General features: G+C 55.5%; 25 protein-coding genes and 1 pseudogene. 11 read left to right on the forward strand and 15 right to left on the reverse strand.

Annotated elements, in window-relative coordinates; genetic code table 11:
• Positions 1-92 precede the first annotated feature (92 nt).
• From mdtJ to AC6I7A_RS10665, 5 genes are all read left to right on the forward strand, one after another.
• Entirely contained in the window at positions 93-443 is a 351-nt protein-coding gene (gene mdtJ, locus AC6I7A_RS10645; RefSeq protein ID WP_058957315.1) for a multidrug/spermidine efflux SMR transporter subunit MdtJ, read from the forward strand.
• Complete coding sequence (gene mdtI / locus AC6I7A_RS10650; protein ID WP_058957316.1) at positions 430-759, forward strand: multidrug/spermidine efflux SMR transporter subunit MdtI; 330 nt, start codon at positions 430-432, stop codon at positions 757-759. Before mdtJ ends, mdtI begins: the two co-directional genes overlap by 14 nt.
• Positions 760-958: 199 nt before the next feature.
• Positions 959-2,101 carry an acyltransferase family protein gene (locus AC6I7A_RS10655; protein WP_058957317.1) on the forward strand — a complete coding sequence of 381 codons (1,143 nt, stop codon included), beginning with the start codon at positions 959-961 and terminating at the stop codon, positions 2,099-2,101.
• A 147-nt stretch (positions 2,102-2,248) separates the two neighbouring features.
• Positions 2,249-2,509, forward strand: coding sequence for a hypothetical protein (locus AC6I7A_RS10660; RefSeq protein WP_058957318.1), 261 nt, complete (start codon positions 2,249-2,251; stop codon positions 2,507-2,509).
• A gap of 109 nt (positions 2,510-2,618) precedes the next feature.
• Entirely contained in the window at positions 2,619-2,804 is a 186-nt protein-coding gene (locus tag AC6I7A_RS10665; protein WP_009089771.1) for a hypothetical protein, read from the forward strand.
• A 79-nt stretch (positions 2,805-2,883) separates the two neighbouring features.
• On the opposite strand, the gene AC6I7A_RS10670 is transcribed toward AC6I7A_RS10665, so the two are convergent.
• The 9 genes from AC6I7A_RS10670 to copC all read right to left on the reverse strand — a co-directional run bounded on the left by AC6I7A_RS10670 (position 2,884) and on the right by copC (position 9,517).
• Positions 2,884-3,021, reverse strand: a complete 138-nt coding sequence (locus tag AC6I7A_RS10670; protein WP_009089769.1) for a hypothetical protein — start codon at positions 3,019-3,021, stop codon at positions 2,884-2,886.
• Between the two features lie 215 nt (positions 3,022-3,236).
• Complete coding sequence (gene adhP / locus AC6I7A_RS10675) at positions 3,237-4,256, reverse strand: alcohol dehydrogenase AdhP (protein ID WP_058957319.1); 1,020 nt, start codon at positions 4,254-4,256, stop codon at positions 3,237-3,239.
• Between the two features lie 643 nt (positions 4,257-4,899).
• Positions 4,900-5,073: a hypothetical protein gene (locus AC6I7A_RS10680; protein WP_009089766.1), complete on the reverse strand. Its 174-nt coding sequence runs from the start codon at positions 5,071-5,073 to the stop codon at positions 4,900-4,902.
• A gap of 196 nt (positions 5,074-5,269) precedes the next feature.
• Positions 5,270-5,632 (reverse strand): anti-adapter protein IraP, encoded by a 363-nt coding sequence (iraP, locus tag AC6I7A_RS10685; RefSeq protein ID WP_033736214.1) that lies wholly within the window; start codon positions 5,630-5,632, stop codon positions 5,270-5,272.
• A gap of 295 nt (positions 5,633-5,927) precedes the next feature.
• Positions 5,928-6,368, reverse strand: coding sequence for a WapI family immunity protein (locus AC6I7A_RS10690; RefSeq protein WP_058957321.1), 441 nt, complete (start codon positions 6,366-6,368; stop codon positions 5,928-5,930).
• A 17-nt stretch (positions 6,369-6,385) separates the two neighbouring features.
• On the reverse strand, positions 6,386-7,156 hold the full coding sequence (locus AC6I7A_RS10695; RefSeq protein WP_230200851.1) for a hypothetical protein: 771 nt from the start codon (positions 7,154-7,156) through the stop codon (positions 6,386-6,388).
• 726 nt (positions 7,157-7,882) lie between these two features.
• Positions 7,883-8,230: a YebY family protein gene (locus tag AC6I7A_RS10700; protein ID WP_009089760.1), complete on the reverse strand. Its 348-nt coding sequence runs from the start codon at positions 8,228-8,230 to the stop codon at positions 7,883-7,885.
• 28 nt (positions 8,231-8,258) lie between these two features.
• A complete protein-coding gene (gene copD, locus AC6I7A_RS10705; RefSeq protein WP_498003582.1) occupies positions 8,259-9,134 on the reverse strand; it encodes a copper homeostasis membrane protein CopD in 876 nt (291 codons plus the stop codon).
• A gap of 5 nt (positions 9,135-9,139) precedes the next feature.
• The gene (copC, locus tag AC6I7A_RS10710) at positions 9,140-9,517 is read right to left on the reverse strand and encodes a copper homeostasis periplasmic binding protein CopC (protein ID WP_058957323.1); all 378 of its coding nucleotides are present in this window, start codon (positions 9,515-9,517) and stop codon (positions 9,140-9,142) included.
• 151 nt (positions 9,518-9,668) lie between these two features.
• Here copC and AC6I7A_RS10715 point away from each other — a divergent pair, with 151 nt between their 5' ends.
• A complete protein-coding gene (locus AC6I7A_RS10715) occupies positions 9,669-9,902 on the forward strand; it encodes a DNA polymerase III subunit theta (RefSeq protein ID WP_046101977.1) in 234 nt (77 codons plus the stop codon).
• The gene (gene exoX, locus AC6I7A_RS10720; RefSeq protein WP_181161900.1) at positions 9,899-10,570 is read left to right on the forward strand and encodes an exodeoxyribonuclease X; all 672 of its coding nucleotides are present in this window, start codon (positions 9,899-9,901) and stop codon (positions 10,568-10,570) included. Before AC6I7A_RS10715 ends, exoX begins: the two co-directional genes overlap by 4 nt.
• On the opposite strand, the gene AC6I7A_RS10725 is transcribed toward exoX, so the two are convergent.
• Together AC6I7A_RS10725 and AC6I7A_RS10730 are read right to left on the reverse strand one after the other, a co-directional pair.
• Positions 10,564-12,627 (reverse strand): prolyl oligopeptidase family serine peptidase, encoded by a 2,064-nt coding sequence (locus AC6I7A_RS10725; RefSeq protein ID WP_058957324.1) that lies wholly within the window; start codon positions 12,625-12,627, stop codon positions 10,564-10,566. The two genes, exoX and AC6I7A_RS10725, sit on opposite strands and share 7 nt — an antisense overlap.
• A gap of 116 nt (positions 12,628-12,743) precedes the next feature.
• Positions 12,744-13,400 carry a tellurite resistance TerB family protein gene (locus AC6I7A_RS10730; RefSeq protein WP_058957325.1) on the reverse strand — a complete coding sequence of 219 codons (657 nt, stop codon included), beginning with the start codon at positions 13,398-13,400 and terminating at the stop codon, positions 12,744-12,746.
• Positions 13,401-13,567: 167 nt separating this feature from the next.
• Here AC6I7A_RS10730 and purT point away from each other — a divergent pair, with 167 nt between their 5' ends.
• Positions 13,568-14,746, forward strand: a complete 1,179-nt coding sequence (gene purT, locus AC6I7A_RS10735) for a formate-dependent phosphoribosylglycinamide formyltransferase (RefSeq protein ID WP_058957326.1) — start codon at positions 13,568-13,570, stop codon at positions 14,744-14,746.
• Between the two features lie 34 nt (positions 14,747-14,780).
• Here purT and AC6I7A_RS10740 read toward each other — a convergent pair whose 3' ends face one another.
• Complete coding sequence (locus AC6I7A_RS10740; RefSeq protein WP_009089747.1) at positions 14,781-15,419, reverse strand: bifunctional 4-hydroxy-2-oxoglutarate aldolase/2-dehydro-3-deoxy-phosphogluconate aldolase; 639 nt, start codon at positions 15,417-15,419, stop codon at positions 14,781-14,783.
• A gap of 212 nt (positions 15,420-15,631) precedes the next feature.
• The gene (gene zwf / locus AC6I7A_RS10745; RefSeq protein WP_058957327.1) at positions 15,632-17,107 is read right to left on the reverse strand and encodes a glucose-6-phosphate dehydrogenase; all 1,476 of its coding nucleotides are present in this window, start codon (positions 17,105-17,107) and stop codon (positions 15,632-15,634) included.
• 364 nt (positions 17,108-17,471) lie between these two features.
• Here zwf and AC6I7A_RS10750 point away from each other — a divergent pair.
• From AC6I7A_RS10750 to AC6I7A_RS10760, 3 genes and pseudogenes are all read left to right on the forward strand, one after another.
• A pseudogene (locus AC6I7A_RS10750) lies at positions 17,472-18,349 on the forward strand (MurR/RpiR family transcriptional regulator).
• Between the two features lie 107 nt (positions 18,350-18,456).
• Positions 18,457-19,899 (forward strand): pyruvate kinase, encoded by a 1,443-nt coding sequence (gene pyk, locus AC6I7A_RS10755; protein WP_009089741.1) that lies wholly within the window; start codon positions 18,457-18,459, stop codon positions 19,897-19,899.
• A gap of 84 nt (positions 19,900-19,983) precedes the next feature.
• The gene (locus tag AC6I7A_RS10760; RefSeq protein WP_058957328.1) at positions 19,984-21,216 is read left to right on the forward strand and encodes an MFS transporter; all 1,233 of its coding nucleotides are present in this window, start codon (positions 19,984-19,986) and stop codon (positions 21,214-21,216) included.
• Positions 21,217-21,243: 27 nt separating this feature from the next.
• On the opposite strand, the gene lpxM is transcribed toward AC6I7A_RS10760, so the two are convergent.
• Both lpxM and mepM read right to left on the reverse strand, forming a co-directional pair.
• Positions 21,244-22,218 (reverse strand): lauroyl-Kdo(2)-lipid IV(A) myristoyltransferase, encoded by a 975-nt coding sequence (gene lpxM / locus AC6I7A_RS10765; RefSeq protein ID WP_498003587.1) that lies wholly within the window; start codon positions 22,216-22,218, stop codon positions 21,244-21,246.
• Positions 22,219-22,343: 125 nt separating this feature from the next.
• Positions 22,344-23,675 carry a murein DD-endopeptidase MepM gene (mepM, locus tag AC6I7A_RS10770; protein WP_046101985.1) on the reverse strand — a complete coding sequence of 444 codons (1,332 nt, stop codon included), beginning with the start codon at positions 23,673-23,675 and terminating at the stop codon, positions 22,344-22,346.
• Positions 23,676-23,682: the final 7 nt, after the last annotated feature.

A 23,682-nucleotide genomic window follows, 5' to 3' on the forward strand; every position in this document is an offset into this window, starting at 1 on the left:
CGCCCTGTAGTCCCCTTCCGCTTCGATATGGTTCTGAGTCTGCGCGCAATCACGCGTGGCAGGTCGTCATTAATTCGTTGCTGGAGATCCCCATGTACGCCTGGGTTTTATTATCACTTGCTATCGTGACTGAAATAATCGGTACGCTGTTTATGAAATGGTCCAGCCTCAGCGGCAGCCAGTATGGCTACCTGATGATGCTGGCTATGATTGCCTGTTCTTATATTCTGCTGAGTTTCGCCATCAAACATATCGCCCTGGGCGTGGCTTATGCCCTGTGGGAAGGTATCGGCATCCTGCTGATTACGCTGTTCAGCGTGCAGCTGTTTGGCGAGTCGCTGTCACCGCTGAAGATTGGCGGCCTGATGACACTGATTGCTGGAATCGTCCTGATCAAAACCGGCACCGAATCATCAGCGGAGGTTAACCATGGTCATCGCTGATTTTGTCCATGCGGCCTGGCTGGCACTCGCTATCCTGCTGGAGATTGCCGCCAATATATTCCTTAAATATTCTGATGGATTTAAAAAACGTCTATTCGGGCTGCTTTCGCTCTGCTGTGTGCTGCTCGCGTTCAGCGCGCTTGCCCAGGCGGTGAAAGGGATCGACCTGTCGATAGCCTATGCAGTCTGGGGTGGCTTTGGCATTATCGCCACCGTCGCGGCGGGCTGGGTACTGTTTGGTCAGCGACTGAACCGCAAAGGCTGGGCTGGCCTGAGCCTGCTGCTGGCCGGTATGCTCCTGTTAAAACTGGCCTGACAGAGGTTCCGGGCTGTAATAATGGTTAAGGGTGTGCGGCTGCATGCCCTTAACTTTCTGTGCGTTTTTACCCTTTTTAAGTTGATTTTTTCAGCATTCTCTTCTTCAGATTCCTCTTACTTTTGTAAAGGGTCGTTTACATATCTGTTGCCTTGAGGCTTAGTGAGCGCCGAAGGTCGGATAAAAACGAGGAAGAGTTATGTCTGCAACACGAGGTTGGTCAACTGAGCTTGAGGGATTACGCGGCATCGCCTCTCTCTGGGTACTGGTAGGTCATATCAGCCTGCTGATTCACTGCCATATCACACTGATTTCATCCCCTGGCATCGGTGTCGATCTGTTTATTCTGCTTTCGGGCTACCTGATGGCGAAAAACTATGTCGAGCGACAGCAGAAAGAGCCATGGCAAAGCGCCGCAACGATCAAAAAGTTCTGGATCCGTCGCTTTTTCCGCATCGCGCCGCTCTACTATCTGCTGTTAATCATCGCCCTGATTTACGGGCCGTGGTTTGGCGAGATGCGTGACACCATCGCGCATTTCTACTCCGGCACGGCAACCGAGTCGTCACGTTACACCGACCAGTCGCTGGCAAATGTGCTGACCCACTTCAGTTTCCTGTTCGGCATGCTGCCCGAGTACGGGTTTAACACCGTACTGCCTGACTGGAGCATCGGACTGGAGATGCAGTTCTATCTGCTGTTCCCGTTCATCATGCTGGTGACGATGCGGTTTGGCTATGCCGCCTCCCTGATCGCTATCATGGTGCTCTGCTGCGCCGGACGCTATCTGCTGGCCGATTATTATGAGGCGTTTGAGATGCCTTCGATGATCCTGATTAAGCTGAACATGTTCCTGTCGGGCATGCTGCTGGCAGAAGCCATCCGCCGTAAATCGCTGCTTTACGTCGCCTTTGCGCTGCTGGGACCGGTTGCCAGCGTGGCAATGGGTCTGGGGTTCATCAAGCTGCAGGTGATTATGGAAGCGCTGATGATCGTCGGTATGACAGCCATTCTCTGGCAGTATCCACAGGGCAGCCGGATGGCGCAGCTGATTGCTCTGCCGCGTAAGCTGCTGAACAACCGTCTCAGCACCTGGCTGGGCGACGTCTCGTTCTCGGTCTACCTGCTGCACCTGCTGATTGTCATTCCATTGATCGCGCTGCTGCTGAATCACACCGATATCGAATTCAAAAGCGATCTGATGCGTTTTCTGATTGTGTGCGTCTCCGCCATCCCGGTGACCTATGCGCTGGCATCGCTGCTCTACAAATATGTTGAGAAGCCCGGCATCCGGATGGGTAAACGCGTTCTGGCCCCGAAGCTGGCTGACCAGACCAGCTGAGTGACAGATGGATTCAGAAGCCCCGTTCGCGGGGCTTTTTTATGGCCTGCGATGTCGTGACCAGCAGGGAACCACGTCTTACGCCCTGCACACCTGCCGGAGTGAACTACACTTTCCCGGTCAGCAATCCGACGGAGAGGAAAATCTATGCGCATTCAGCATCTGCTGTTGTCCAGCGACGGTGGCGCGTTAATCATTGAAGCCGATCAACTTGAAAGTGAGCTGGTGATCCCGCCCCATCTGCAGTCCGCCACCGGCGGCGAAGCGGACAGCGATACCGGCCATCGCGTCGCGGTGACCCGGCACTACTGTAAAGGACGCTACTACGCTGTCGCCCTCGATCGTCATGCGGCCAGTAACGAGATCGATGATGTGATCGACCTGCTCCATCCCGCACCGCTGGATTAAACCCTGTCATCAGCCCTGACAAGCGCGGCAGCACGCTGTTCGCCATGCCGGATGGCACGCGACCGATTGCCCGCTCTCAACGCGTTATAGCATCAGAAGGAGAAGCATCATGCAGAAGAAAAAGTGGTTTGTGTCTTACGTCATTAAGCCGGAAGGTGAACATCACGTCACCACCCACGCCTTTATCGAAGGGGATGATGTGGAAGAGGCGCTGGAACAGTTTATGTTCGAAACGAAAAAAAGTCTGTCACTGGACACGGAAGAGCTCACGCTGCTTTCGGTCAGTCTGGTGTAACCCGGTATTCCGCCTCATAGGTGTGGGCTGGGGGTTATCTGTTTATAATATTGATGATTTTCCCTGGTGCTGCATTCAGTTACTTAGTGGGGTAAGGCCAGGCGTGGTCCATACCTGTTGAGGACAAAATCCCGGTGATCGCCAGATACGCCAGTATCAGGACAAACAGCACAATGGCTGCAATTTCAATGGATTTAAGCAGATGATGTTTCGCCATAAATAACCCTCCTTCAGTTGTGTGTAATCCGACATCACCTCTTAAACTATAATGTTACCGGTAAAGTGCAAGCCAAAAAAACATCATGAAACATAAAGCAGTGCTTATTAATGTTTTTAACCCAGGCGGTAACTGCACAACCCGTGGCATTTAACACTTCAGTCACAAAAAAGCCCGCTCGGGGCGGGCTTCAGCATCAGGTCAGGTGCTTTTGATCAGGCAGACTGACCGGTGAAGTCGATCACCATCCTGCCGCGAATTTTGCCGTGGATCATCTCATCGAAGATGTCATTCACCTCGCCAATCTTTCTTTTGGTGACCTTAGGCACCACTTTTCCTTCCGCCGCAAACTGGAAAGCTTCCGCCAGATCGTTGCGGGTGCCGACCAGCGATCCCACCACCTGAATGCCATCGAGTACCAGACGTGGAATGTTCAGGCTCATCGCTTCCGGCGGAAGTCCGACTGCCACCACCCGTCCCCCGGCTCTGACTGCATCTACCGCCGAGTTAAAGGCCGCTTTGGCCACGGCGGTCACGACGGCCGCGTGCGCCCCGCCGGTTTTTTCCTGAATAAAGCGCGCCGCGTCTTCACTGGCGGAGTTCACCACCAGGTCGGCTCCCATCTCTTTCGCCAGCGCCAGCTGGCCGTCGCTCACATCAATGGCGATCACTTTGGCGTTAAAGACATTTTTGGCATACTGCAGGGCGAGATTACCTAACCCGCCGAGACCATAAATCGCCAGCCACTGGCCCGGTTTGACCTCAGAGACCTTCACCGCTTTATAGGTGGTGACGCCGGCGCAGGTTACGCTGCTGGCTGCAAAAGGGTCCAGCCCCTCGGGAACCTTGACCGAGTAGTCTGCAACCACGATACACTCTTCAGCCATACCACCATCGGCGGTATAACCCGCATTAACCACCTCCCGGCAGAGCGTTTCATTCCCGGAGTTACAGTATTCACAGTGACCGCAGCCCTTGAAGAACCAGGCCACGCTGGCGCGATCGCCCGGCTTGAGAGAGGTCACATCCGGCGCAACCTCCTCAACAATCCCGATACCTTCGTGACCCAGCGTGACACCGGTTTTATCGCCGAAGTCCCCGTTCTTCACATGCAAATCGGTATGGCATACACCACAGCATTCCATCCTGAGCCGTGCTTCGCCGGTTTTGAGAGGACGCAGTGTCTTCTCAACAATTTCAACCTGGTGTTCACTATTAGCTATTGCCGCTTTCATAAACGTTCCTCCATTTGATTGAACGTTCAGAATAAGCCAAACGGCCGTGATAACAAGCTAGCCGTTGAGCTTTGGGTGCGAGCCAGTGAGGTTGTGTTGCATTCTGTGAAGGCGGTGCCACATGCGTGGCGCTTATGCATGCCAGCGATGGATGCCGCTGTCAGAGGACGGTGCCGGCGGCGGGCCCATATGCTGAGAGGGGTTCCGGACAGGCGGGGGGCCCATATGCCGGGATGCCGCAGGCGGCGGCCCCATGTGCTGCGACGCATCTGGCATAGCCGATTGGCCATGATGATGCCAGTCAGAAGCGTGACCATAATGATGACGACCACGTTCCGCCATCACACAGCCGGACATAGCTGAACTTGCCAGCGCTAAAATCAGACAGGGTATAACTTTTTTCAAAAACATAACGCATCCTGGTTGAATATCACCGCCTCAGGGTAAGTCTGCTTTTTTATACGCGGGATAAACGTATTTACGCGTTTGCGGAGGCTCGCAGAGTACATTGACTATGGTCAACGTGAAGCGATTACGGATGAGGTTTTGCGGTGCTTCTGACCCTGCTACGTTACGACAATGTGTCCTCTTCGGGTGGTTCCCGGGCTAAGAATCAGGGCGGATTACACGCAGTACGTTATCACTATCCGCGGCTGTATCGGATATAGAGATAAGAAATGGTGACAACCCATGCAACACTGAGCAGCGTTGCATGCTGCGGCACAAAGCTAATGAAGAGATAGATGCCCGCCACAATAACGGCAATAGCAATCCAATCTGAAAAAGAGTGAAGCAGCCATAATAATGCACGTTTCATGGGTGTCTCTGATTGCGCTGCATAACGTTCCTTTGATAATGACAGAGCCTTTTTTGCCCTGTCGCTTCATTTAACGCCCTGCCCTGCACGGAAATATCTCACCCTGGGTGACAGCCTGTCTGAAAGGGATCTGAGAGCGTTGCTCAACGAGAAATGGAACTGAAAAGCCCGCGCGCGGCGGGCCAGAGGCAACGAATCAATTATCTTCCTGAAGAAGCTGTGCGGGTGAGGTCACCCCGGCCAGTTCATTGAGTGCCTCATGATTGATTTCTTCATCTGCGCCATCAACCGCGCGGGAGATAATCAGTAAATCCTGAAGTTCGCTTAAAAGAAGCGCCGCATCAGACTTGAGCATTTCATCTGAGTCTGCGGAGTCAATTACCGTGTTGATCGCCTTGTTCGCGCCCTCGATCATCTCCGTCACGCCGCCCTGCTTACTTACCGCGAGCACCAGCGCACTGATCAACAGAGACTGCGCCTCAACGCGCGCGGTGAGTTGTTTGGTGCTTGCATCTATTTGTGAAATCTTGGCAAGCATACTTAGCACAACATTCTTCATGGTATATCTCCCTGTTAAACCTGCATTTTATAATTCTGCGGGCAGGCTGAAAATATCATTATTCTGAAAAGGGGGAGTGATTAATGACCTGCGCAGTAAAATCAGCAAAAAGCGGCAAATGAGCGAAAGGGTCATCATGAACCAGGCAGATTAAGAATGCAGTGACTCCTTCTGGCGAGCACCCGTAGCCGAAAAAGGACGCCGGGCCTGTGCATCACGCATCAGCCCGTCCCCTGCAGTATTCAGGGTGACAGTTCTCTCGCATGAGAGGAAACAGATGTAATGAATAATCAGCCTAATTCTGCCATTCAATCATTTCATCAAGTCGCTTCAAAATATCGGGAAAATAGGTTTCATCAAGGCCAAAACTGCCTTTAACCTGAACACTATCGGCATGGGGCTCCGGGCGAAGAGTAAATTCAATCGTGACACTATCAATACTGTTTTCATTTGTCACTATCATATCAAGCTGATGAATATCACTTTGATATGTGAACGATTTAAGCTTTTGCTGATTAATTATCGCCTGCTGGAAAGCTGAAAATTCTTTTTTCAATAATTTCAATTCTCCAACGGTAAATTCCGTTTTAAACGCTACGTTAAGGCCGCTTACCGAGAATTCTACCCAGCACTTTATCCAGTCCCAGTTATGGTTAACAGGATCGACTTCATTCTCCACCACGCGTTCATAAGGCGCGATTAAGAAAGTAAATTCTTCACTCCTGAGATCAAACATGGAAATGTTCCTGTTAGTTAATAAAAATATTTAAAATGAGATATTGTCCAGTCAGATTCTCTGACAATCACCTCAAATCTGTACTTCTGATAAACATACTCCCGACGGTGCTTATCGAAGCGCAATTTATAGATATCTGTTTCGTAACGGAACATTCCTTCTCCTTCACGAGGATCTGGCATGCGCTTGCCATAACGAATAGTTTTTTCCTGAATTTGCAAAGGAACATATCGAGCAGGATCGTACATATGCTTTGCGGCTGCTTCCGTCATTTTGAGACTGCGCGCATGCAGACCAAATTTTAGCCGCCCTCGCAAAAGAGATACCGTACCCTGACTAATTTTTGCTGAAAGTGCCGCACGTGCCCCTGATTCAAACAGAACTCGTCCCGTTCGAAGAATACGGAAAACCCCTAATCCAAAAAGGGCAATATCAGTTGGATCAAATAATGGTGTTTCAAGTGGTGCTTCTTCCAGCCTGACAAAATGCCCCTGGACATCATAAATCTGCCATAATCCCGGAGCCTGTGCGACCGTGTATCCGATACACATACCACTGGTTTCATCGGTTACAGGCTTTGCGTTTCGGGGCAAATGACTGGGACGAAACTCAAAAAAAACGCCCTCAGGCAATCTCGACTCAAATGTATAGTAACGTCCGGGTTCCTGCCTCGCTGCTGTTCCTGAAGTCATACTCAATCCCTCGTTTATGACAATGGCTGTTTTATAGTGCCACAGGAAGATAAAACGATCATTACCTGATAGCTTATCACCAAACTTTGATCGCACACCTTCCCTTTCCCCCTGAACACCTTTAAAACTAAGTGCCTCTTCTGTCTGATCAGACCTATGTCCTTATCTTTAAAGATGCCTGACTGATGACTTCGTTGTCCGCTGCGGAACGTTCGGGTCGTGCAGCGCCAACGGGTGAAACAGCTTGAGCCAGCGCAGATAATGTCGGCAGAGATGCTGTGAAGCCATCTTCACCTGAAGTGAGACGTGGGTCTCAGTCGCCTGAAAAATTTCTGTCAATACGACAGAGGGCAGAAAGCGGGGCAAGGTTATGCCATATGCGTTGAACATTTCACGATATACTAAGGTCTGTCAGGCGAGGGTATGAGGTGGCATATGGGGAGTATTTTGCGCAAAAACTCTTCGCTAAAAATAACTTTGTTATAACGAAAAAGCGTCTCAATATATTGGGTAAGAAATAAGTGGTGGGAATAATTTGAACAGGACAGGTTCGGGATATTTTTCGCACCGATGAAAAATTCAATATAAATTAAACAAAAAAAGACCGAATACGATTCCTATATTCGGTCCAGGGAAATGGCTCTCAAGGAGCCGTGCGCTAAAAGTTGGCATTTATGAAGGCGATAACGCCTTGCAACTTAAGATTAGAACAGCGCGGAGGAATTGCCAGCTGAGGCACGGCACAGGGCCATAAACAGGATCAGTTTGTGATCGCAACGGCAAAAAACAGTCGGGCGCAGCGTGATGCTGCACCCGGCAGGCTTACTTACCGCACAGCGCCTGAGTGCGCTCAACAATCGGCTGCAGGCTCATCATCTGGCCCGGATGCGCTTTATCCTCGCTCTGGATCACGCTGATCGGCTGCGCTTTCACCTGGTTGCTCTTAAACAGCGCATCCGCTTTGTCGTTCAGCGGGTATTGCATCAGCGTGCTAGGGTTGATGGCAAACATGGCACCGTCTTTCTCGCAGGTCAGCATCACCTCTTCACGATTAAACGGCCACTTATCTTTACCGATCTCAAAGCGGCTGACGGTAATGATTTGTGCCGCCAGCGCCTGGCCGCATACAGATAATAACAGGATTGCGGGGACCACTTTCTTCAGCAACATAACTGCCCTTTTCTCTCTTAAATCACATTCAGGCTGGCGACAGCGTGGCAAACACGCTGACCAGCCCAACCACGCCACACGCCAGCAGCAGTTCGAGCTGTGTCATGCGGATAAATTTTTGCTGGGTGCCGCTACCCGCGACGCGGAAACGCGGCACCAGCCAGTAACGGTTAATCAGCGCCACTCCCACCATCAGGGCCACCAGCAGCACTTTCCCCAGCAACAACAGACTATAGCGGGATTCGTGCCATGTCAGCGGCCAGCCCAGGATCATCAGGCTGTTCACCCCGCCGGTCAGCAGCGTTAACGCGACCGCCAGATGACCGTAGCGCGAAAAGCGCATCATGGTGCGGATCGCATCGGTGCGGCGATCGATCTGGCGCGCTTCGCGCATCAGCAGCAGAAGCGGAACAAGTCCCCCCACCCAGAACGCTGCCGCAATCAGGTGCAGCGCATGGTTGATCTGATGCAGCAGGCCAGGCCAGCCTTCCCGCATCGCGGCATGCCCCGTCAGGGCCATACAGGCCAGTTGCAGCACGCCTGCCAGCAGTAAGGCCTGCTGGCGCAGTTGCGCGGTCAGTAATAACGCCGACACGGCGAGCACGCTGAACACGATTTCCCACTGCCACACCGCACCGAAATGGGTGCCCAGCACCGCCAGCCAGACGTCAGGCTGAAGCAGATTGGCGCTGTCGCCACTCATCAGCACATTCTGGCAGGCCAGCATCGCCAGCGCGCTGATCAGGGCCAGCCACGCACTTCCGTGTATCAGCGGATTAAGTCGCCGCGCCAGTTGTGGACGATAACGTTCTGGTGCCAGCAGCGCGCTGTAGCAGGCGCTGGCGGTCAGCAGCATCACGGCAGCAAAATGGAGCGCGCGCAGCGCTGGCCAGAGGGTCATCACGACGTTTACTGCACGCTGAAGCGGTAGCTTCCTGCGGTTTTGTGTCCGTCCACCGACAGGACATGCCAGTTAACCTGATAGCGCCCCGCTTTCAGTGGCTGAGGCAGGCTGACAATCAGCCGATCTTTGTGGCCGGACGCTACGCGCACCTTCTCCGTCGCAACAGGCTTCTGATGATCGTCAAGCAGCGTAACGCCGCTGAACGCGGGCTCAATCTCTTCAGTGAAAGTCAGCGTCAGCGCATCGGTAGCGGTTGTTACTTCTGCTTTGGCCGCCGGCGTGGATGCGCGAAGATGGGCATGCGCAGCTGCCAGCGAGCTGAATGCCATCGTACCGGCTGCCACCAGCGTAATAACCATGCGGGAAATGTGTTTTTTCTGCATCAGATCATCCTTTTAGCCGCAGCCAGGGCGATAAACGAGGCAAAAGGATACGCTGCTGCATTTGCACTGTCGAGGCCAGCAATGCGATCCTTAATCCTTGATTCAGACCGGCGAAAACATTACTTTTGCCCCCTGTCATCAGGAGAATATTATGAGCCATAACCTTGCCCTGCTGTCCCAGGACGAGAAAGATAAGTTAAACGTCGATTTAGCGGCTGCGGGCGTGGCGTTTAAAGAGCGCTATAACATGCCGGTGGTTGCCGAAATGGTGGCGCAGGAGCAGCCCGAAGCGCTGCGTGACTGGTTTCGTCAGCGTCTGATGCATTACCGCCAGGCGTCACTGAGCCTGTCACGCCTCCCTTATGAACCGAAGATGAAGCAATGATGTTTCGCGTCATAGATACCGAAACCTGCGGCCTGCAGGGTGGCGTGGTGGAAGTGGCCTCAGTCGATGTGGTCGATGGCCAGATTGTGAATCCGATGAGCGATCTCATCCTGCCTGACCGCCCCATCAGCCGTCAGGCGATGGCCGTGCACCGCATCACCGAAGCGATGGTCGCCGGAAAACCGACCATTGAAGAGGCGATCCCGCGCTACTACGGCAGTGCCTTCTATGTGGCGCATAACGCCAGCTTTGATCGCCGGATGCTGCCGGAGATGTTTGGCGAATGGATCTGCACCATGCAGCTGGCGCGTCAGCTCTGGCCGGGCATTAAATATGGCAACCAGGCCCTGCGTCATTCCCTGAAGCTGGATGTTACCCCGCCAGCCGATCTGCATGCGCACCGCGCGCTCTATGACTGCTATGTGACGGCGGCCCTGCTGATCCGCATTATGGAGACTTCGGGCTGGAACGCCTCCGAGATGATTGTGCGCTCACAACCGGCGGCCCAGCGCGACGACATTCTGCCATTCGGCAAATACCGTGGTCAGGCGATTGCGGTGGTGGCGCGTAAGGATCCGGGCTATCTGAAGTGGATGCTGGATAACGTCAGCGATCTGCGCCCGCCACTGCGGCAGGCGCTGCGTAAATACCTGACTGAGCCTCAGTAATCCTCTGCCGGGGGCAGGGTGCCCTGCGCCAGCCCCAGCAGGAAGGCATACTCCATCGCGATCCCTTCATAGGCTTTAAAGCGCCCCGACTTGCCACCGTGTCCGGCATCCATATCGGTGCAGAGCAGCAGCAGATTATTATCGGTTTTCATCGACCTCAGTTTCGCTACCCATTTGGCCGGTTCCCAGTACTGAACCTGCGAATCGTGCAGGCCGGTGGTGACCAGCAGATGCGGATAGGCTTTTGCCTCAATGTTGTCATAGGGGCTGTACTGGCGGATGTAGCGGTAGTACTCCGGATCGCCGGGATTGCCCCACTCATCATATTCGCCGGTCGTCAGCGGGATCGACTCATCGAGCATGGTGGTAAGCACGTCCACAAAAGGAACCTGCGCCACAACGCCATGGAAGCGCTGCGGTGCAATGTTGATCACCCCGCCCATCAGTAAGCCGCCTGCGCTGCCGCCCATGGCGTAGAGACGTTCCGGATGCCCTATCCCGCGCGCCACCAGCGCATTAGTCACGTCGATAAAATCCGTGAAGCTGTTCATTTTGTTCAGCAGGCGACCGCCGTCATACCACTGCTGCCCCAGCTCCCCGCCGCCGCGCACCTGAATCAGGGCAAACACAAAGCCGCGATCCAGCAGGCTCAGACGGCTGACGCTGAAATCGGCATCCATGCTGCTGCCATAGGCGCCGTAGCCATAGACCAGCATTGGATTCTGGCCGGGCTGATAGTGTCTGCGATGATAGACCAGCGACACCGGCACTTCGGTACCATCGCTGACTTTTATCCAGTGGTGCTCGCTTTTGTAATCATCGGCGTTGAACCCTTTGACCGCGCTCTGCTTCAGGATGCGGCGCTCACCCGTGTCCATATCCAGCTCAAACAGCGTGGTCGGTGTGGTCATTGAGGAGTAGCCGTAGCGCAGTTTGCTGGTGCGCGGCGTCGGATTGTAAGCCAGCCAGGTGACGTAAGTGGGATCGTCAAAGGCGATGCCACTGGTTTCGCCGCTGGCCCAGTTAATCTGGCGCAGGCTGGTCAGGCCGCGCTGCCGCTCTTCAACCACCAGCCAGTCGCGGAACAGCTGGAAATCTTCCATCACCACGTTTTCACGCGCCGGGATGAGAGTCTCCCAGCGGGATTCATCCAGATAACGGCTGCGATAGAGCCCGAAGTTTTCGCCTTCCCGGTTAGACCGGATAAAGAACTGATGCTCGTAGTGATCGATGCTGTATTCATGATCGCGGCGGCGCGGCAGAAACACATGCGGCTGCGCATCGGGGAAATCAGCATCGATCAGCTGAATCTCGCTGGTGTTGGTGCTGTAGAGCGCAATCATGATGAACTGCTTTGAGGTGGTCTTGTGGACGCTCAGATGATAGGTGTCATCCTGCTCTTCATAAACCAGCTGATCATCAGACTGCGGCGATCCCAGCTCGTGTCGCCAGACCTGATAAGAGAGCAGCGTCTGCGGGTGTTTCCGCACGTAGTAGAGCGTGCGGGAGTCGTTACCCCAGGCGAAGCTGGAGGAGGCGTTGCTCAGCACTTCAGGATACCAGCTGCCGCTCTCAAGGTTGCGGAAGCGGATGCCATACTGGCGGCGCGAGAGAAAGTCCTCGGCCAGCGCCATCACGCGGTTGTCGGGGCTGATATGCAGCGCGCCCATGGTGTAAAAGTCGCTGTGTGACGCGCGTTGGTTGGCATCCAGCAGCAGGGTCCACTCCGCCGACTCCTCGCTCGCCGCAGGCTGCCGGTAATAGGCCGGATACTCATTGCCGCTCTGATAGCGACTCTGATAGCGGTAGCCGTTTTTGACATAGGGCACTGAATGATCTTCCGGTGGCAGCCGGTCGATGATCTCTTTTAATACCCGGTCCTGCAGCGGCTGCTGCGACGACATGACTTTTTTGCCGTAATTATTTTCGGCACGCAGGTAATCAAGCACTTCACTGTTTTCGCGCTTATCGTCGCGCAGCCAGTAATAGTTGTCGACGCGCGTCTCGCCATGCAGCGTCATTTCATGAGGAATTTTTTTTGCAATGGGAGCTTTCATCCATCCGTCTCCGTGAACGTCATGATCTGTAAGCGTAACACTTAAGTGGCGGGAAGCCAGGGGGCAGCGAGGAAGCGGCGGCAGGCGGGGCCTCTTCTGAGGCCCGCCAGGAGAAGTTAACTGGCCGGAAGACGGGCTTTTTCGGCCTGGATATCCTGCTGAATGCCGTCGCGGACATCCTGAGGGATTTTCAGCGCGTCACCCAGCGCAGAGAGGTAGCTGCGTTCCATGAAATGATCGACGTCAATGGCGGCGCAGCTGAGGAAATAGAGCTCCAGCGCCTCTTCCTCGTTCTTCACGTCAGCGGCCAGCCACTGCGGATCCAGCGGGCGATTCATCGCTTTCTGGATCAGCTTTTCCGCATCCTGACCGTAGCCGGACTGATGAATATTCTGCTCAATAGCGGCACGCTCCTGATCGTCGATGTGTCCGTCGCTTTTGGCGGCAAACACCAGCGCCGTGACCAGACGCTCAGCGCGCAGATCGACCGGTGTCTGCGACACGCCGAAGTCCGGTTCATTCTGATGCGCGTCGCTGATCCGCTGTTTGTATTTGTTCCACAGTACCGCACCCGCCGCCGCCCCGCCGCCGATAATCAGCGCCTGGCCGCCATATTTCGTCAGCAGTTTGCGGGAAGACTTACTGCTGATCAGCATTGCGGCCAGCCCCCCCAGCGCGCCTGGTGCCAGCATATCGCTCAGGCCTCCGCCCGATTTACCGTCACCGCCCTTCTTCGCCAGTACCGACTGAATCTGTTGCAACCAGTTGTTCATCATCCGCTCCTGTTCACGATGTCAGCCTGCTATCCTGGCGAAAGGGTTGTCAGGAAACGTCAGAGCGGGAAAAGTAAGGCAAATGGCGGCGTTGTATGGACGAAGGGTGAGAAAGCAAACGTTTTCGTTTATACTTGCGCGCGAATTTTGACTGCTTAGGTGAATGTATGACAACTCTCGGAACGGCGCTGCGTCCGGCGGCAACACGTGTGATGCTTTTGGGTTCGGGTGAACTGGGTAAAGAGGTGGCGCTGGAGTGTCAGCGTCTGGGTGTGGAAGTGATTGCGGTCGATCGCTACCCGGATGCCCCGGCCATGCACGTGGCGCATCGCAGCCATGTGATCAACATGCTGGATGGTGCGACCCTGGCTGCGTTAATCGCGCAGGAGAAACCTGACTTTGTGGTGCCGGAAATTGAGGCTATCGCCACGGATACCCTGGTTGAGCTGGAGCAGCAGGGCCAGCGCGTGGTCCCTACAGCCCGTGCCGCACGGCTGACCATGAACCGTGAAGGGATTCGTCGCCTCGCTGCGGAAGAGTTATCCCTGCCGACCTCACGCTATCGCTTTGCCGACAGCAAAGCGCGCTTTGACGAAGCCGCCGCAGAGATTGGCTTTCCGTGCATCGTAAAACCGGTCATGAGCTCCTCCGGCAAAGGCCAGAGCTTTATCCGTGACGCCAGCCAGCTCGACAGCGCCTGGGACTATGCGCAGCAGGGTGGCCGCGCCGGAGCCGGTCGCGTCATCGTAGAGGGCGTGGTTAACTTCGACTTTGAAATCACCCTGCTCACCATCAGTGCCGTTGACGGCATCCATTTCTGTGCGCCGATTGGTCATCGTCAGGAAGATGGCGACTACCGCGAATCCTGGCAGCCGCAGCAGATGAGTGATGTGGCGCTGCAGCGGGCACAGGAGGTTGCCGCGCAGGTGGTCAAGGCGCTGGGTGGCTATGGTCTGTTCGGCGTCGAGCTGTTTGTCTGTGGCGATGAGGTGGTGTTCAGTGAAGTGTCACCGCGTCCCCATGATACCGGCATGGTCACGCTGATTTCGCAGGATCTGTCAGAGTTTGCGCTGCACGTGCGGGCGTTCCTGGGTCTGCCGGTTGGCGCAATTCGTCAGTATGGTCCGTCCGCCTCGGCCGTTATCCTGCCGCAACTGACCAGCCAGAATGTGCAGTTCGTCAACGTCGAAGCGGCGCTGGGTGCCGGTCTGCAATTGCGCCTGTTCGGTAAGCCGGAGATCAGCGGTCAGCGTCGTTTAGGCGTGGCGCTGGCGAGCGGTGAGACGACGGATGAGGCAATTTCGCGTGCCGTTGCCAGCGCAGCAGCGGTGACGGTTCAGGGGTAACAGCGTGCGGTGAGCAGACGCTCACCGCTTCAGCTTACTTCGCGCCTTCAACGGCTTCACGCGCCAGGCGGGTGATGCGATCCCAGTCGCCCGCTTCCAGTGCATCATTCGGCACCAGCCAGGAGCCGCCGATGCAGAGCACGCTTTTCAGCGCCAGATAGTCACGGTAGTTTGCCGGAGAGATCCCGCCAGTCGGGCAGAAACGGACCTGCGGGAAAGGCCCGCCAATGGCCTGCAGCGCTTTGACACCGCCATTCGCCTCGGCCGGGAAAAACTTAAATTCGCGCAGACCGTAGTCCATTCCGGTCATGAGTTCAGAGACGGTGCTGATACCCGGAATCAGGGGAACCGGCCCTTCCACCGCGGCCTTCAGCAGTGATTCCGTAATCCCCGGACTGATAACAAACTGCGCACCGGCATCGGTCACCTGCTGAAGCTGCTGCGGATTGATGACGGTTCCCGCCCCCACAATCGCCTCCGGCACCTCTTTGATCATCGCACGCAACGCCTCCATCGCGACGGGCGTGCGCAGCGTCACTTCCAGCACCCGGACACCTCCCGCCACCAGCGCTTTTGCCATCGGCACGGCATGTTCCAGCTTATTCACGACGATGACCGGCACCACAGGTCCGGTGGTCAGAATCTGTTCAGCACTCATCTTCCAGTTTTTCATCAGTTCCCCTTGATTAATAACACCGGGATAGCAGCCCGGTCACGGAGCCTCGGCTCCTGCCCTGTAATGATGACACTACCATACATGATCGGCTTCCGGAGCGTCCATTACCCTGCTCTCATTTTGAAACGGCAGTTCAGTTTTATCTGCCTGCGCCAGTCGGATGACGGGCAAAAAAAAAGCCCGCGTTGCGGGCTTCTTCATGACGACGATTATTCGAACTCGTTCCAGGAACGGCCATCGCGGGTAATCATCGCGACGGAGGCCACCGGACCCCAGGTGCCAGCCTGATACGGTTTAGACGAGTCACCATCCGCAGCCCAGGCGTTGATGATGGAGTCGACATAGGTCCATGCCGCTTCAACTTCATCGCGACGCACAAACAGCGCCTGAATCCCGCGCATGCTCTCCAGCAGCAGACGCTCATAAGCATCGGCCAGGTGCGACTGGTTAAACGTCTCAGAGTAGCTCAGATCCAGCTTGGTGGTCTGCAGCTTATGCTTGTGGTCGAGACCTGGCACTTTGTTCAGGATTTCGATATCCACCCCTTCGTCCGGCTGCAGACGAATGGTCAGCTTGTTCTGCGGCAGCTCTGAGTAAGAGTCTTTAAACAGGTTCATCTCAGGGTTTTTGAAATAGACCACGACTTCAGAACATTTGGTTGGCAGACGCTTACCGGTACGCAGGTAGAACGGAACACCCGCCCAGCGCCAGTTGTCGATATCGACGCGAATCGCCACGAAAGTCTCGGTCGCGCTCGATTTGTTGGCACCCTCTTCCTCCAGATAGCCGGGGACTTTTTTACCCTGTATAAAGCCGGAGGTGTACTGACCGCGCACGGTTTTCTCACGCACGTTGGTCTGGTCGATGCGGCGCAGCGAGCGCAGCACTTTAACTTTCTCATCGCGGATGCTGTCTGCGCTGAGATCGGACGGCGGCGACATGGCGATCATGGTCAGGATCTGCAACAGATGGTTCTGGATCATGTCACGCATCTGGCCCGCTTTGTCGAAGTAACCCCAGCGACCTTCGATACCCACCTCTTCGGCCACGGTGATCTGCACGTGGTCAATGGTACGATTGTCCCAGTTGTTCACGAAGATGGAGTTCGCGAAGCGCAGCGCCAGCAGGTTAAGCACCGTCTCTTTGCCCAGATAGTGGTCAATACGGAACACCTGGCTCTCATCGAAGTATTCGCCAACGCTGTCGTTGATCTCCTGTGAGGTTTCCAGTGAAGTGCCAAGCGGCTTCTCCATCACAACACGCGCCGGTTTGGCGTTCAGTTTCGCCGTGCCCAGTCCCTGACAGATGGCACCGAAGGTGCTCGGCGGCATGGCGAAATAGTTGATGGTGGTGCGGTTTTTCTGATCGAGCATCTTGCCCAGTTTAGGGAAGTGCGTGGTGTCGTTGACATCGAGGTTGCAGAAGTCGAGACGGTTGCTGAGTTTATCCCACAGCGCTTCGTCAACTTTCTCCTTCATGAAGGTTTCCAGCGCTTCACGTACCACTTTGGTGTATTCCGCTTTGTCCCACTCAGCACGTCCGACACCAATAATGCGGGTTTCCTCATGGATCTGACCCGCTTTCTCTAACTGGTACAGTGAAGGCAACAGTTTACGGCGTGCAAGATCGCCTTTGGCACCGAAAATCACCAGATCGCATGCCTGGGCTGTTTGTGTTACCGCCATTTTCCTCTCCTCGTTGCAGGATAGTCCGGTGGTGATGCATCCTCTGCCACCGGGTCCAGGTTATTATTTTCTTTCCGCACAATGTACTTTTTTCCCTGCGCCAGGTAAACCAACTCGCCGGGCTAACCGCATTAACTCTGTACCGGATAAGCAAAACCGGTGTGATGACGCGTGCGGATTGTCGGTTTTTTCTGTATCCGGGGGTGTCAGTGAAATTTGCCCGGGGTCAAAGTATCCCAAAAAAAACGCAAATCGGCTTGTCCGTCACTGCGCCCGCCCCCCGCTGACGCGATATAGTCTCTGTTAATCAGCTCTGACGACAGGGATTTCTGAAATTGCTAAAAATGATAATGGTCATCAGCTTATGAACATGCTGGAAAAAATTGAGGTGCAGCTCGCTTCGCTGAGTAAAGCGGAACAGAAAGTCGCCCGGCAGATTCTGGCGGCGCCGCAGGCGGCGATGCACGCCAGCATTGCCACTCTGGCACGCGAAGCCTGCGTCAGTGAGCCCACGGTCAACCGCTTCTGCCACCGTTTAGGCGCACGCGGTTTTCCCGACTTTAAACTGCAGCTGGCGCAAAGCCTGGTGCAGGGCAGCAACTGGGTGAGCCGGGGTGTGGAGGAGGATGACAGTGTGGAGAACTACAGCCACAAAATCTTTGACTCCGCGCTGGCAGGTCTGCAGCGGGTTCGGGATCAGCTGGAGAGTTCGCGGCTGCAGCAGGCGGTCACTCAGCTTGTGCAGGCCGATAAAGTCGCCTTTTTCGGTCTGGGCGCCTCCGCTGTGGTGGCCCATGACGCCTTTACCAAATTCCTGCGCTTTAATATTCCTGTCATCTGGTCTGACGATATTGTGATCCAGCGCATGAGTTGCATAAATAGTCGAGCCGGTGACGTTTTTGTTCTCATTTCACATACTGGGCGCACAAAAAATATGGTAGAACTGGCTCGCCTGGCCCGTGTAAACGGTTCCACCGTTATTGCCATCACCTCTCCCGATTCACCCCTTGCCGATGAAGCCGCCATCGCTTTAGTGCTTGATGTCCCGGAAGATACTGATGTCTATTTGCCGATGGTGTCGCGCCTGGCGCAGTTGACCGTGATCGATGTGTTAGCGACCGGCTTTACCCTTGAACGGGGTGCGCCGTTCCGCGAAAACCTGAAGCGCGTGAAGAGGCGCTGAAAGCGTCGCGTTACGAAAAGCAGTCTCCAGGGAAAGAGGATGCACCGCAAAAAAATTAACATCACATTTACAATGTGAGTCGTATCACACGCTGTCGATCATATAGAATAGATAACCATGCTGTGTCCACTGATCCGGACACGCTTAAATGTTTACGGAGTCCCCGATGTCAAGACGTCTCAGAAGAACCAAAATCGTTACTACCCTCGGCCCGGCCACCGATCGCGACAACAATCTTGAAAAAATCATCGCGGCGGGCGCGAACGTTGTACGACTCAATTTCTCTCACGGCACGCCAGAAGATCACCAGCTTCGTGCAGATAAAGTGCGTGAGATTGCCGCTAAACTGGGCCGCCACGTTGCGATCCTTGGCGACCTCCAGGGGCCAAAAATCCGTGTTTCGACCTTTAAAGAAGGCAAAGTTTTCCTGAATATCGGCGACCGCTTCCTGCTGGATGCCACCCTGGGTAAAGGGGAAGGCGACAAAGAGCGGGTGGGCATCGACTATAAAGGCCTGCCGGAAGATGTGGTGCCAGGCGATATCCTGCTGCTGGATGATGGCCGCGTGCAGCTCAAAGTGCTGGAAGTTCAGGGCATGAAAGTCTTTACCGAAGTCACCGTGGGTGGCCCGCTGTCGAACAATAAAGGCATCAACAAGCTGGGCGGCGGCCTGTCGGCGGAAGCGCTGACTGAAAAAGATAAGGCGGACATTATTACCGCCGCCAGAATCAAGGTCGATTATCTGGCCGTCTCCTTCCCGCGCTGTGGCGAGGATATGAACCTGGCGCGTCGTCTGGCGCGTGAAGCCGGTTGTGATGCCCGTCTGGTCGCGAAAGTGGAGCGTGCTGAGGCGGTCGCCAGCCAGGAAGCGATGGATGACATCATTCTCGCCTCTGACGTGGTGATGGTGGCCCGTGGCGACCTGGGCGTCGAAATTGGCGACCCGGAACTGGTCGGCATTCAGAAGGCGTTGATTCGCCGCGCCCGCCAGCTTAACCGCACCATCATCACCGCGACACAGATGATGGAGTCGATGATCACCAATCCGATGCCGACCCGTGCCGAAGTCATGGACGTGGCGAACGCCGTACTGGATGGCACCGACGCCGTGATGCTCTCCGCGGAGACCGCCGCAGGCCAGTATCCGGCTGAAACCGTCTCGGCGATGGCGAAAGTCTGCCTGGGCGCGGAAAAGATCCCGAGCGTTAACGTCTCCAAACACCGTCTGGACGTGCAGTTCGATAACATCGAAGAAGCGATTGCGATGTCATCCATGTACGCCGCGAACCATCTGCAGGGCGTAACCGCGATCATCACCATGACCGAGTCGGGCCGTACGCCGTTGATGACCTCGCGCATCACCTCAGGCCTGCCGATTTTTGCCATGTCACGCCATGAGCGCACGCTGAACCTCACCGCGCTCTATCGCGGCGTCACCCCGGTCTACTTCGACAGCAACAACGACGGTGTGGCTGCGGCACACGATGCCGTCAATCTGCTGCGTGACAAAGGTTTCCTGGTATCCGGCGATCTGGTCATCGTGACGCAGGGTGATGTGATGGGTGCCACCGGCACGACCAATACCAGCCGCGTGCTGCGCGTGGATTAATTAAGCCCGGATTGACATTGTCAGTGTAGAATCAGTAACGCGACTGCCAGCCAGTCGCGTTTTCTTTTCTGACAAGGAGGCCAGATGGCCCGTTTTCACCCCATCAGCCAGCTGACCGGCCGGATTCTGCTTTTCCCTCTGGCATTAGTGCTGTTTGAGTTTGCCACCTATATTGCTCACGACATGATCCAGCCGGGCATGCTGATCGTCACCAGCGAATTTGCTGTCGGCCCGGAGTGGGTCTCCACCTCACTGACCGCCTACCTGATTGGCGGCGTGGTACTGCAATGGCTGCTTGGTCCGCTCTCTGATAAGTTTGGCCGCCGCCCGGTGATGCTCGCCGGCATCCTGTTTTTTGCCATCGCCTGTATCCTGACCAACTGGGTCAGCTCCATTGAGGAATTTGTCAGCCTGCGCTTTATTCAGGGCATCAGCCTCTGCTTTATTGGCGCAGTGGGTTATGCCGCGATTCAGGAAGCTTTTGATGAGTCGCTGGCGGTGCGCATGATGGCGCTGATGGCCAACGTGGCGCTGCTGGCTCCCCTGGCCGGCCCGCTGGCCGGTGCAGCCTGGCTGACTGTCGGCAGCTGGCGCAGCATGTTCTGGCTTTTTGCCGCCTGCAGCCTGGTGGCGTTCGCGGTGCTGTGGCGGGTCATGCCCGAAACTGCGGGCGACCGCAGTCACTCTATCGCCCTGCCCAGTCTGGCGCGCAACTATGGCCGGCTGATGAAGGATCGGCTGGTGATGTCCGGCTCTTTTGCCATCGGCATGGTCTTTATCCCGATCCTCACCTGGGTTGCCCTCTCGCCGGTGATCCTGATGCATGACGAAGGCCTGTCGCGGATGCAGTATGCCCTGCTGCAGCTTCCGGTCTTTATGGCGATGATCGCCGGTAACCTGACGCTGAGTAAGCTGGCGGGACGTGTGCCGATTGAGCAGCCGGTAAAGTTTGCTGCCTGGCCGATTCTGATCGGTCTGAGCCTGGCACTGGTGGCGAGCCTGCTGAACAGCCATGGCTATCTGCTGATTACGGCCGGTCTCAGCCTCTACGCTTTTGGTGCAGGCATGGTGAACGCCGGGCTCTATCGCCTGACGCTGTACGCCAGCAATGAGGGTAAAGGCAGCGTGGCGGCGATGCTGGGGATGATCAGTATTCTGACGCTGGCAGTGGGGATTGAGCTGGCGAAGAGTGGCTACTTCAGCGGTGGCACACTCTGGTTCTGCCTGATCAACTTTATCAGTGGCGTGCTGTGGTTTGGTCTGGTGATCCTGTTTATGCGCGAGCGAAAGCGTCGCAGCAAACTGGAAGCGTTATAAAAAAAGGCCGCTTGCGCGGCCTTCTGACTATTTGCGTGGATAGAGCTCTTTGCGCGAGTAGGGTTCGATGTCACCCTCTTTGCGGGTCTTCAGCAGCTTGAGGATCCACGTGTACTGCTCGGGATGCGGGCGGACAAAAATTTCCACCTCTTCATTCATCCGGCGAGCCAGCTGATGATCATCCGCTTCCAGCAGATCATCCATCGGCGGACGCACATAGATTTCAAGAGTATGCCGTTCACTGTTATAGACCGGGAACAGCGGCACCACGCGGGCGCGACACACTTTCATCAGCCGCCCGACTGCGGGCAGCGTTGCTTTGTAGGTCGCGAAGAAGTCAACAAACTCGCTGTGCTCGGCGCCATGGTCCTGATCGGGCAGATAGTAGCCCCAGTAGCCCTGGCGCACCGAACTGATAAACGGCTTAATGCCATCATTTCGGGCATGCATCCGGCCACCGAAACGACGACGCGCGGTGTTCCAGGCATAATCGAGCAGCGGATCGCTCTGATTATGGAACATCGCCGCCATCTTCTGCCCTTCTGACGCCAGCAGCATGGCCGGAATATCCACCGCCCAGCCGTGGGGTACCAGGAAAATCACATTCTCCTGCGCGGCTTTCATCTGGTCGATAATTTCACGACCATGCCATTCGACACGCTGACGAATGCGGGCCGGATCGCGCAGTACCAGCTCGGTCATCATCGTCATCGCCTGCGGTGCAGTCGCAAACATTTCGTCCACCAGCGTGGCGCGTTGCGCTTCGCTGAGTTCCGGCAGGCAGTAATAGAGGTTAATCAGCGCACGACGACGCGCCCCCTTTGCCAGCTTACCGGCGAACCGGCCTAAGCGGCTTAACAGCGGATCACGCACTTTTGGCGGTAAATAAGCCAGGCCGGCCAGTGCGCCAATCGCCAGCCAGCTGCCCCAGTATTTCGGTTTGAGAAAAGATCGTTCAAAAACGGGAATGAATTCAGTGTTATTTTTTTTACGGGTTTCCATGCACTCGCCTCAAGCAATGACCGGCTAATGATAGTGGCGGCAAACAAATTTGCAATCATCACGGTCCGGATAACAAAAAACCGACGGGGAAACCGTCGGTTTTTGTGCAACCTGATGAAAATCGCTTACTTAAGGCCCAGCTGCGGCAGCCAGGATTTCACCTGCGCCAGATACTCGCTGCGCTCTTTACCGGTCAGGCCTTCCATGCGCGGCAGTTTCGCCGTTAATGGATTGACCGCCTGATTATTGATCCAGATTTCAAAATGCAGGTGCGGCCCGGTTGAACGTCCGGTATTACCGGACAAGCCGATACGGTCACCGCGCTTCACTTTCTGACCCGGCTTCACCAGCACTTTCTTCATGTGCATATAGCGCGTCATATACTGACGGCCATGACGAATGGCAACATAGTTACCGGCGGCACCGCCATTTTTCGCCACGACGATCTCACCATCCCCGACAGCCAGTACCGGCGTGCCGATCGGCAGTGCAAAGTCGACGCCCTTGTGCGGCGCAATACGCCCCGTCACAGGATTAAGACGGCGCGGATTAAAGTTGGAGGAGACACGATACTGCTTAACCGTCGGGAAGCGCATAAAGCCGCGCGCCAGGCCGGAGCCGCTGCGATCGTAGAACTTGCCATCTTCGGCACGGAACGCGTAATAGTCTTTGCCCCCGCTGCGCAGGCGCACGCCCAGCAACTGGCTCTGTGCACTTTTACCGTCCAGCATTTCGCGCGACATGAGAACGCTGAACTGATCACCGGCACGCAGCTTGCGGAAGTCCATCTGCCACTGCATCGCTTTGATGACGGCGCTTGCTTCAGCGCCGCTCAGTCCGGCCCGCATGGCACTGGCAGCAAAACTGCCACGCACTTCGCCCTGCATGACACTGTTGCGCCATTCGCCCTTCTGCATCTCCGCTTCCATCTTAAAGCCACCCTTCGGGGTGCGCTCATAGGTGCGGGTTTCACGACGGGAGATTTCCCAGCTCAGGGTTTTCAGACCGCCATCATCATCCAGCGTCCAGCTCAGCTGCTGACCCACCTGCAGATTTCGCAGGTCGCGGTCGCTCACCACCAGCGCATTGATGTCAGCGATATCGATGCCATACTGATTCAGGGCGCTGCTCAGCGTATCGCCGGAAGAGACGGTGTAGTCATGCACGCCTGCCGTATCCGGCACGTCGGTGTCGACATCGTCTGCAGGCAGCTCTTCGTCCGGTTCCGGTGTGCTCTGATCGATAGGCTCACTGGCTTCTGGCAGCAGCGTACGAAGTTCACTTTTGTCCAGCTCGATCGTTTTGACGATAGGCGTCACGTCATCGGTGGGATGGTAAACATAAGGCCGCCAGACAGCGACGGCCAGAGTGACTACAGTTAAAGAACCCAGCATTACGCGGTGGGGGCGCGGCAAATTATTAAATGCGAGGGCGACAGAGCGGGCTATCTGCTGCACTTTTACC

It is taken from the genome of Type-F symbiont of Plautia stali, assembly GCF_059731105.1.

Excerpts from the sequence above, each read along its gene's own strand:
- mdtJ (WP_058957315.1), top strand. The coding sequence starts at position 93 with ATGTACGCCTGGGTTTTATTATCACTTGCTATCGTGACTGAAATAATC.
- mdtI (WP_058957316.1), top strand. The coding sequence starts at position 430 with ATGGTCATCGCTGATTTTGTCCATGCGGCCTGGCTGGCACTCGCTATC.
- AC6I7A_RS10655 (WP_058957317.1), top strand. The coding sequence starts at position 959 with ATGTCTGCAACACGAGGTTGGTCAACTGAGCTTGAGGGATTACGCGGC.
- AC6I7A_RS10660 (WP_058957318.1), top strand. The coding sequence starts at position 2,249 with ATGCGCATTCAGCATCTGCTGTTGTCCAGCGACGGTGGCGCGTTAATC.
- AC6I7A_RS10665 (WP_009089771.1), top strand. The coding sequence starts at position 2,619 with ATGCAGAAGAAAAAGTGGTTTGTGTCTTACGTCATTAAGCCGGAAGGT.
- AC6I7A_RS10670 (WP_009089769.1), bottom strand. The coding sequence starts at position 3,021 with ATGGCGAAACATCATCTGCTTAAATCCATTGAAATTGCAGCCATTGTG.
- adhP (WP_058957319.1), bottom strand. The coding sequence starts at position 4,256 with ATGAAAGCGGCAATAGCTAATAGTGAACACCAGGTTGAAATTGTTGAG.
- AC6I7A_RS10680 (WP_009089766.1), bottom strand. The coding sequence starts at position 5,073 with ATGAAACGTGCATTATTATGGCTGCTTCACTCTTTTTCAGATTGGATT.
- iraP (WP_033736214.1), bottom strand. The coding sequence starts at position 5,632 with ATGAAGAATGTTGTGCTAAGTATGCTTGCCAAGATTTCACAAATAGAT.
- AC6I7A_RS10690 (WP_058957321.1), bottom strand. The coding sequence starts at position 6,368 with ATGTTTGATCTCAGGAGTGAAGAATTTACTTTCTTAATCGCGCCTTAT.
- AC6I7A_RS10700 (WP_009089760.1), bottom strand. The coding sequence starts at position 8,230 with ATGTTGCTGAAGAAAGTGGTCCCCGCAATCCTGTTATTATCTGTATGC.
- copC (WP_058957323.1), bottom strand. The coding sequence starts at position 9,517 with ATGCAGAAAAAACACATTTCCCGCATGGTTATTACGCTGGTGGCAGCC.
- AC6I7A_RS10715 (WP_046101977.1), top strand. The coding sequence starts at position 9,669 with ATGAGCCATAACCTTGCCCTGCTGTCCCAGGACGAGAAAGATAAGTTA.
- exoX (WP_181161900.1), top strand. The coding sequence starts at position 9,899 with ATGATGTTTCGCGTCATAGATACCGAAACCTGCGGCCTGCAGGGTGGC.
- AC6I7A_RS10725 (WP_058957324.1), bottom strand. The coding sequence starts at position 12,627 with ATGAAAGCTCCCATTGCAAAAAAAATTCCTCATGAAATGACGCTGCAT.
- AC6I7A_RS10730 (WP_058957325.1), bottom strand. The coding sequence starts at position 13,400 with ATGAACAACTGGTTGCAACAGATTCAGTCGGTACTGGCGAAGAAGGGC.
- purT (WP_058957326.1), top strand. The coding sequence starts at position 13,568 with ATGACAACTCTCGGAACGGCGCTGCGTCCGGCGGCAACACGTGTGATG.
- AC6I7A_RS10740 (WP_009089747.1), bottom strand. The coding sequence starts at position 15,419 with ATGAAAAACTGGAAGATGAGTGCTGAACAGATTCTGACCACCGGACCT.
- zwf (WP_058957327.1), bottom strand. The coding sequence starts at position 17,107 with ATGGCGGTAACACAAACAGCCCAGGCATGCGATCTGGTGATTTTCGGT.
- pyk (WP_009089741.1), top strand. The coding sequence starts at position 18,457 with ATGTCAAGACGTCTCAGAAGAACCAAAATCGTTACTACCCTCGGCCCG.
- AC6I7A_RS10760 (WP_058957328.1), top strand. The coding sequence starts at position 19,984 with ATGGCCCGTTTTCACCCCATCAGCCAGCTGACCGGCCGGATTCTGCTT.
- lpxM (WP_498003587.1), bottom strand. The coding sequence starts at position 22,218 with ATGGAAACCCGTAAAAAAAATAACACTGAATTCATTCCCGTTTTTGAA.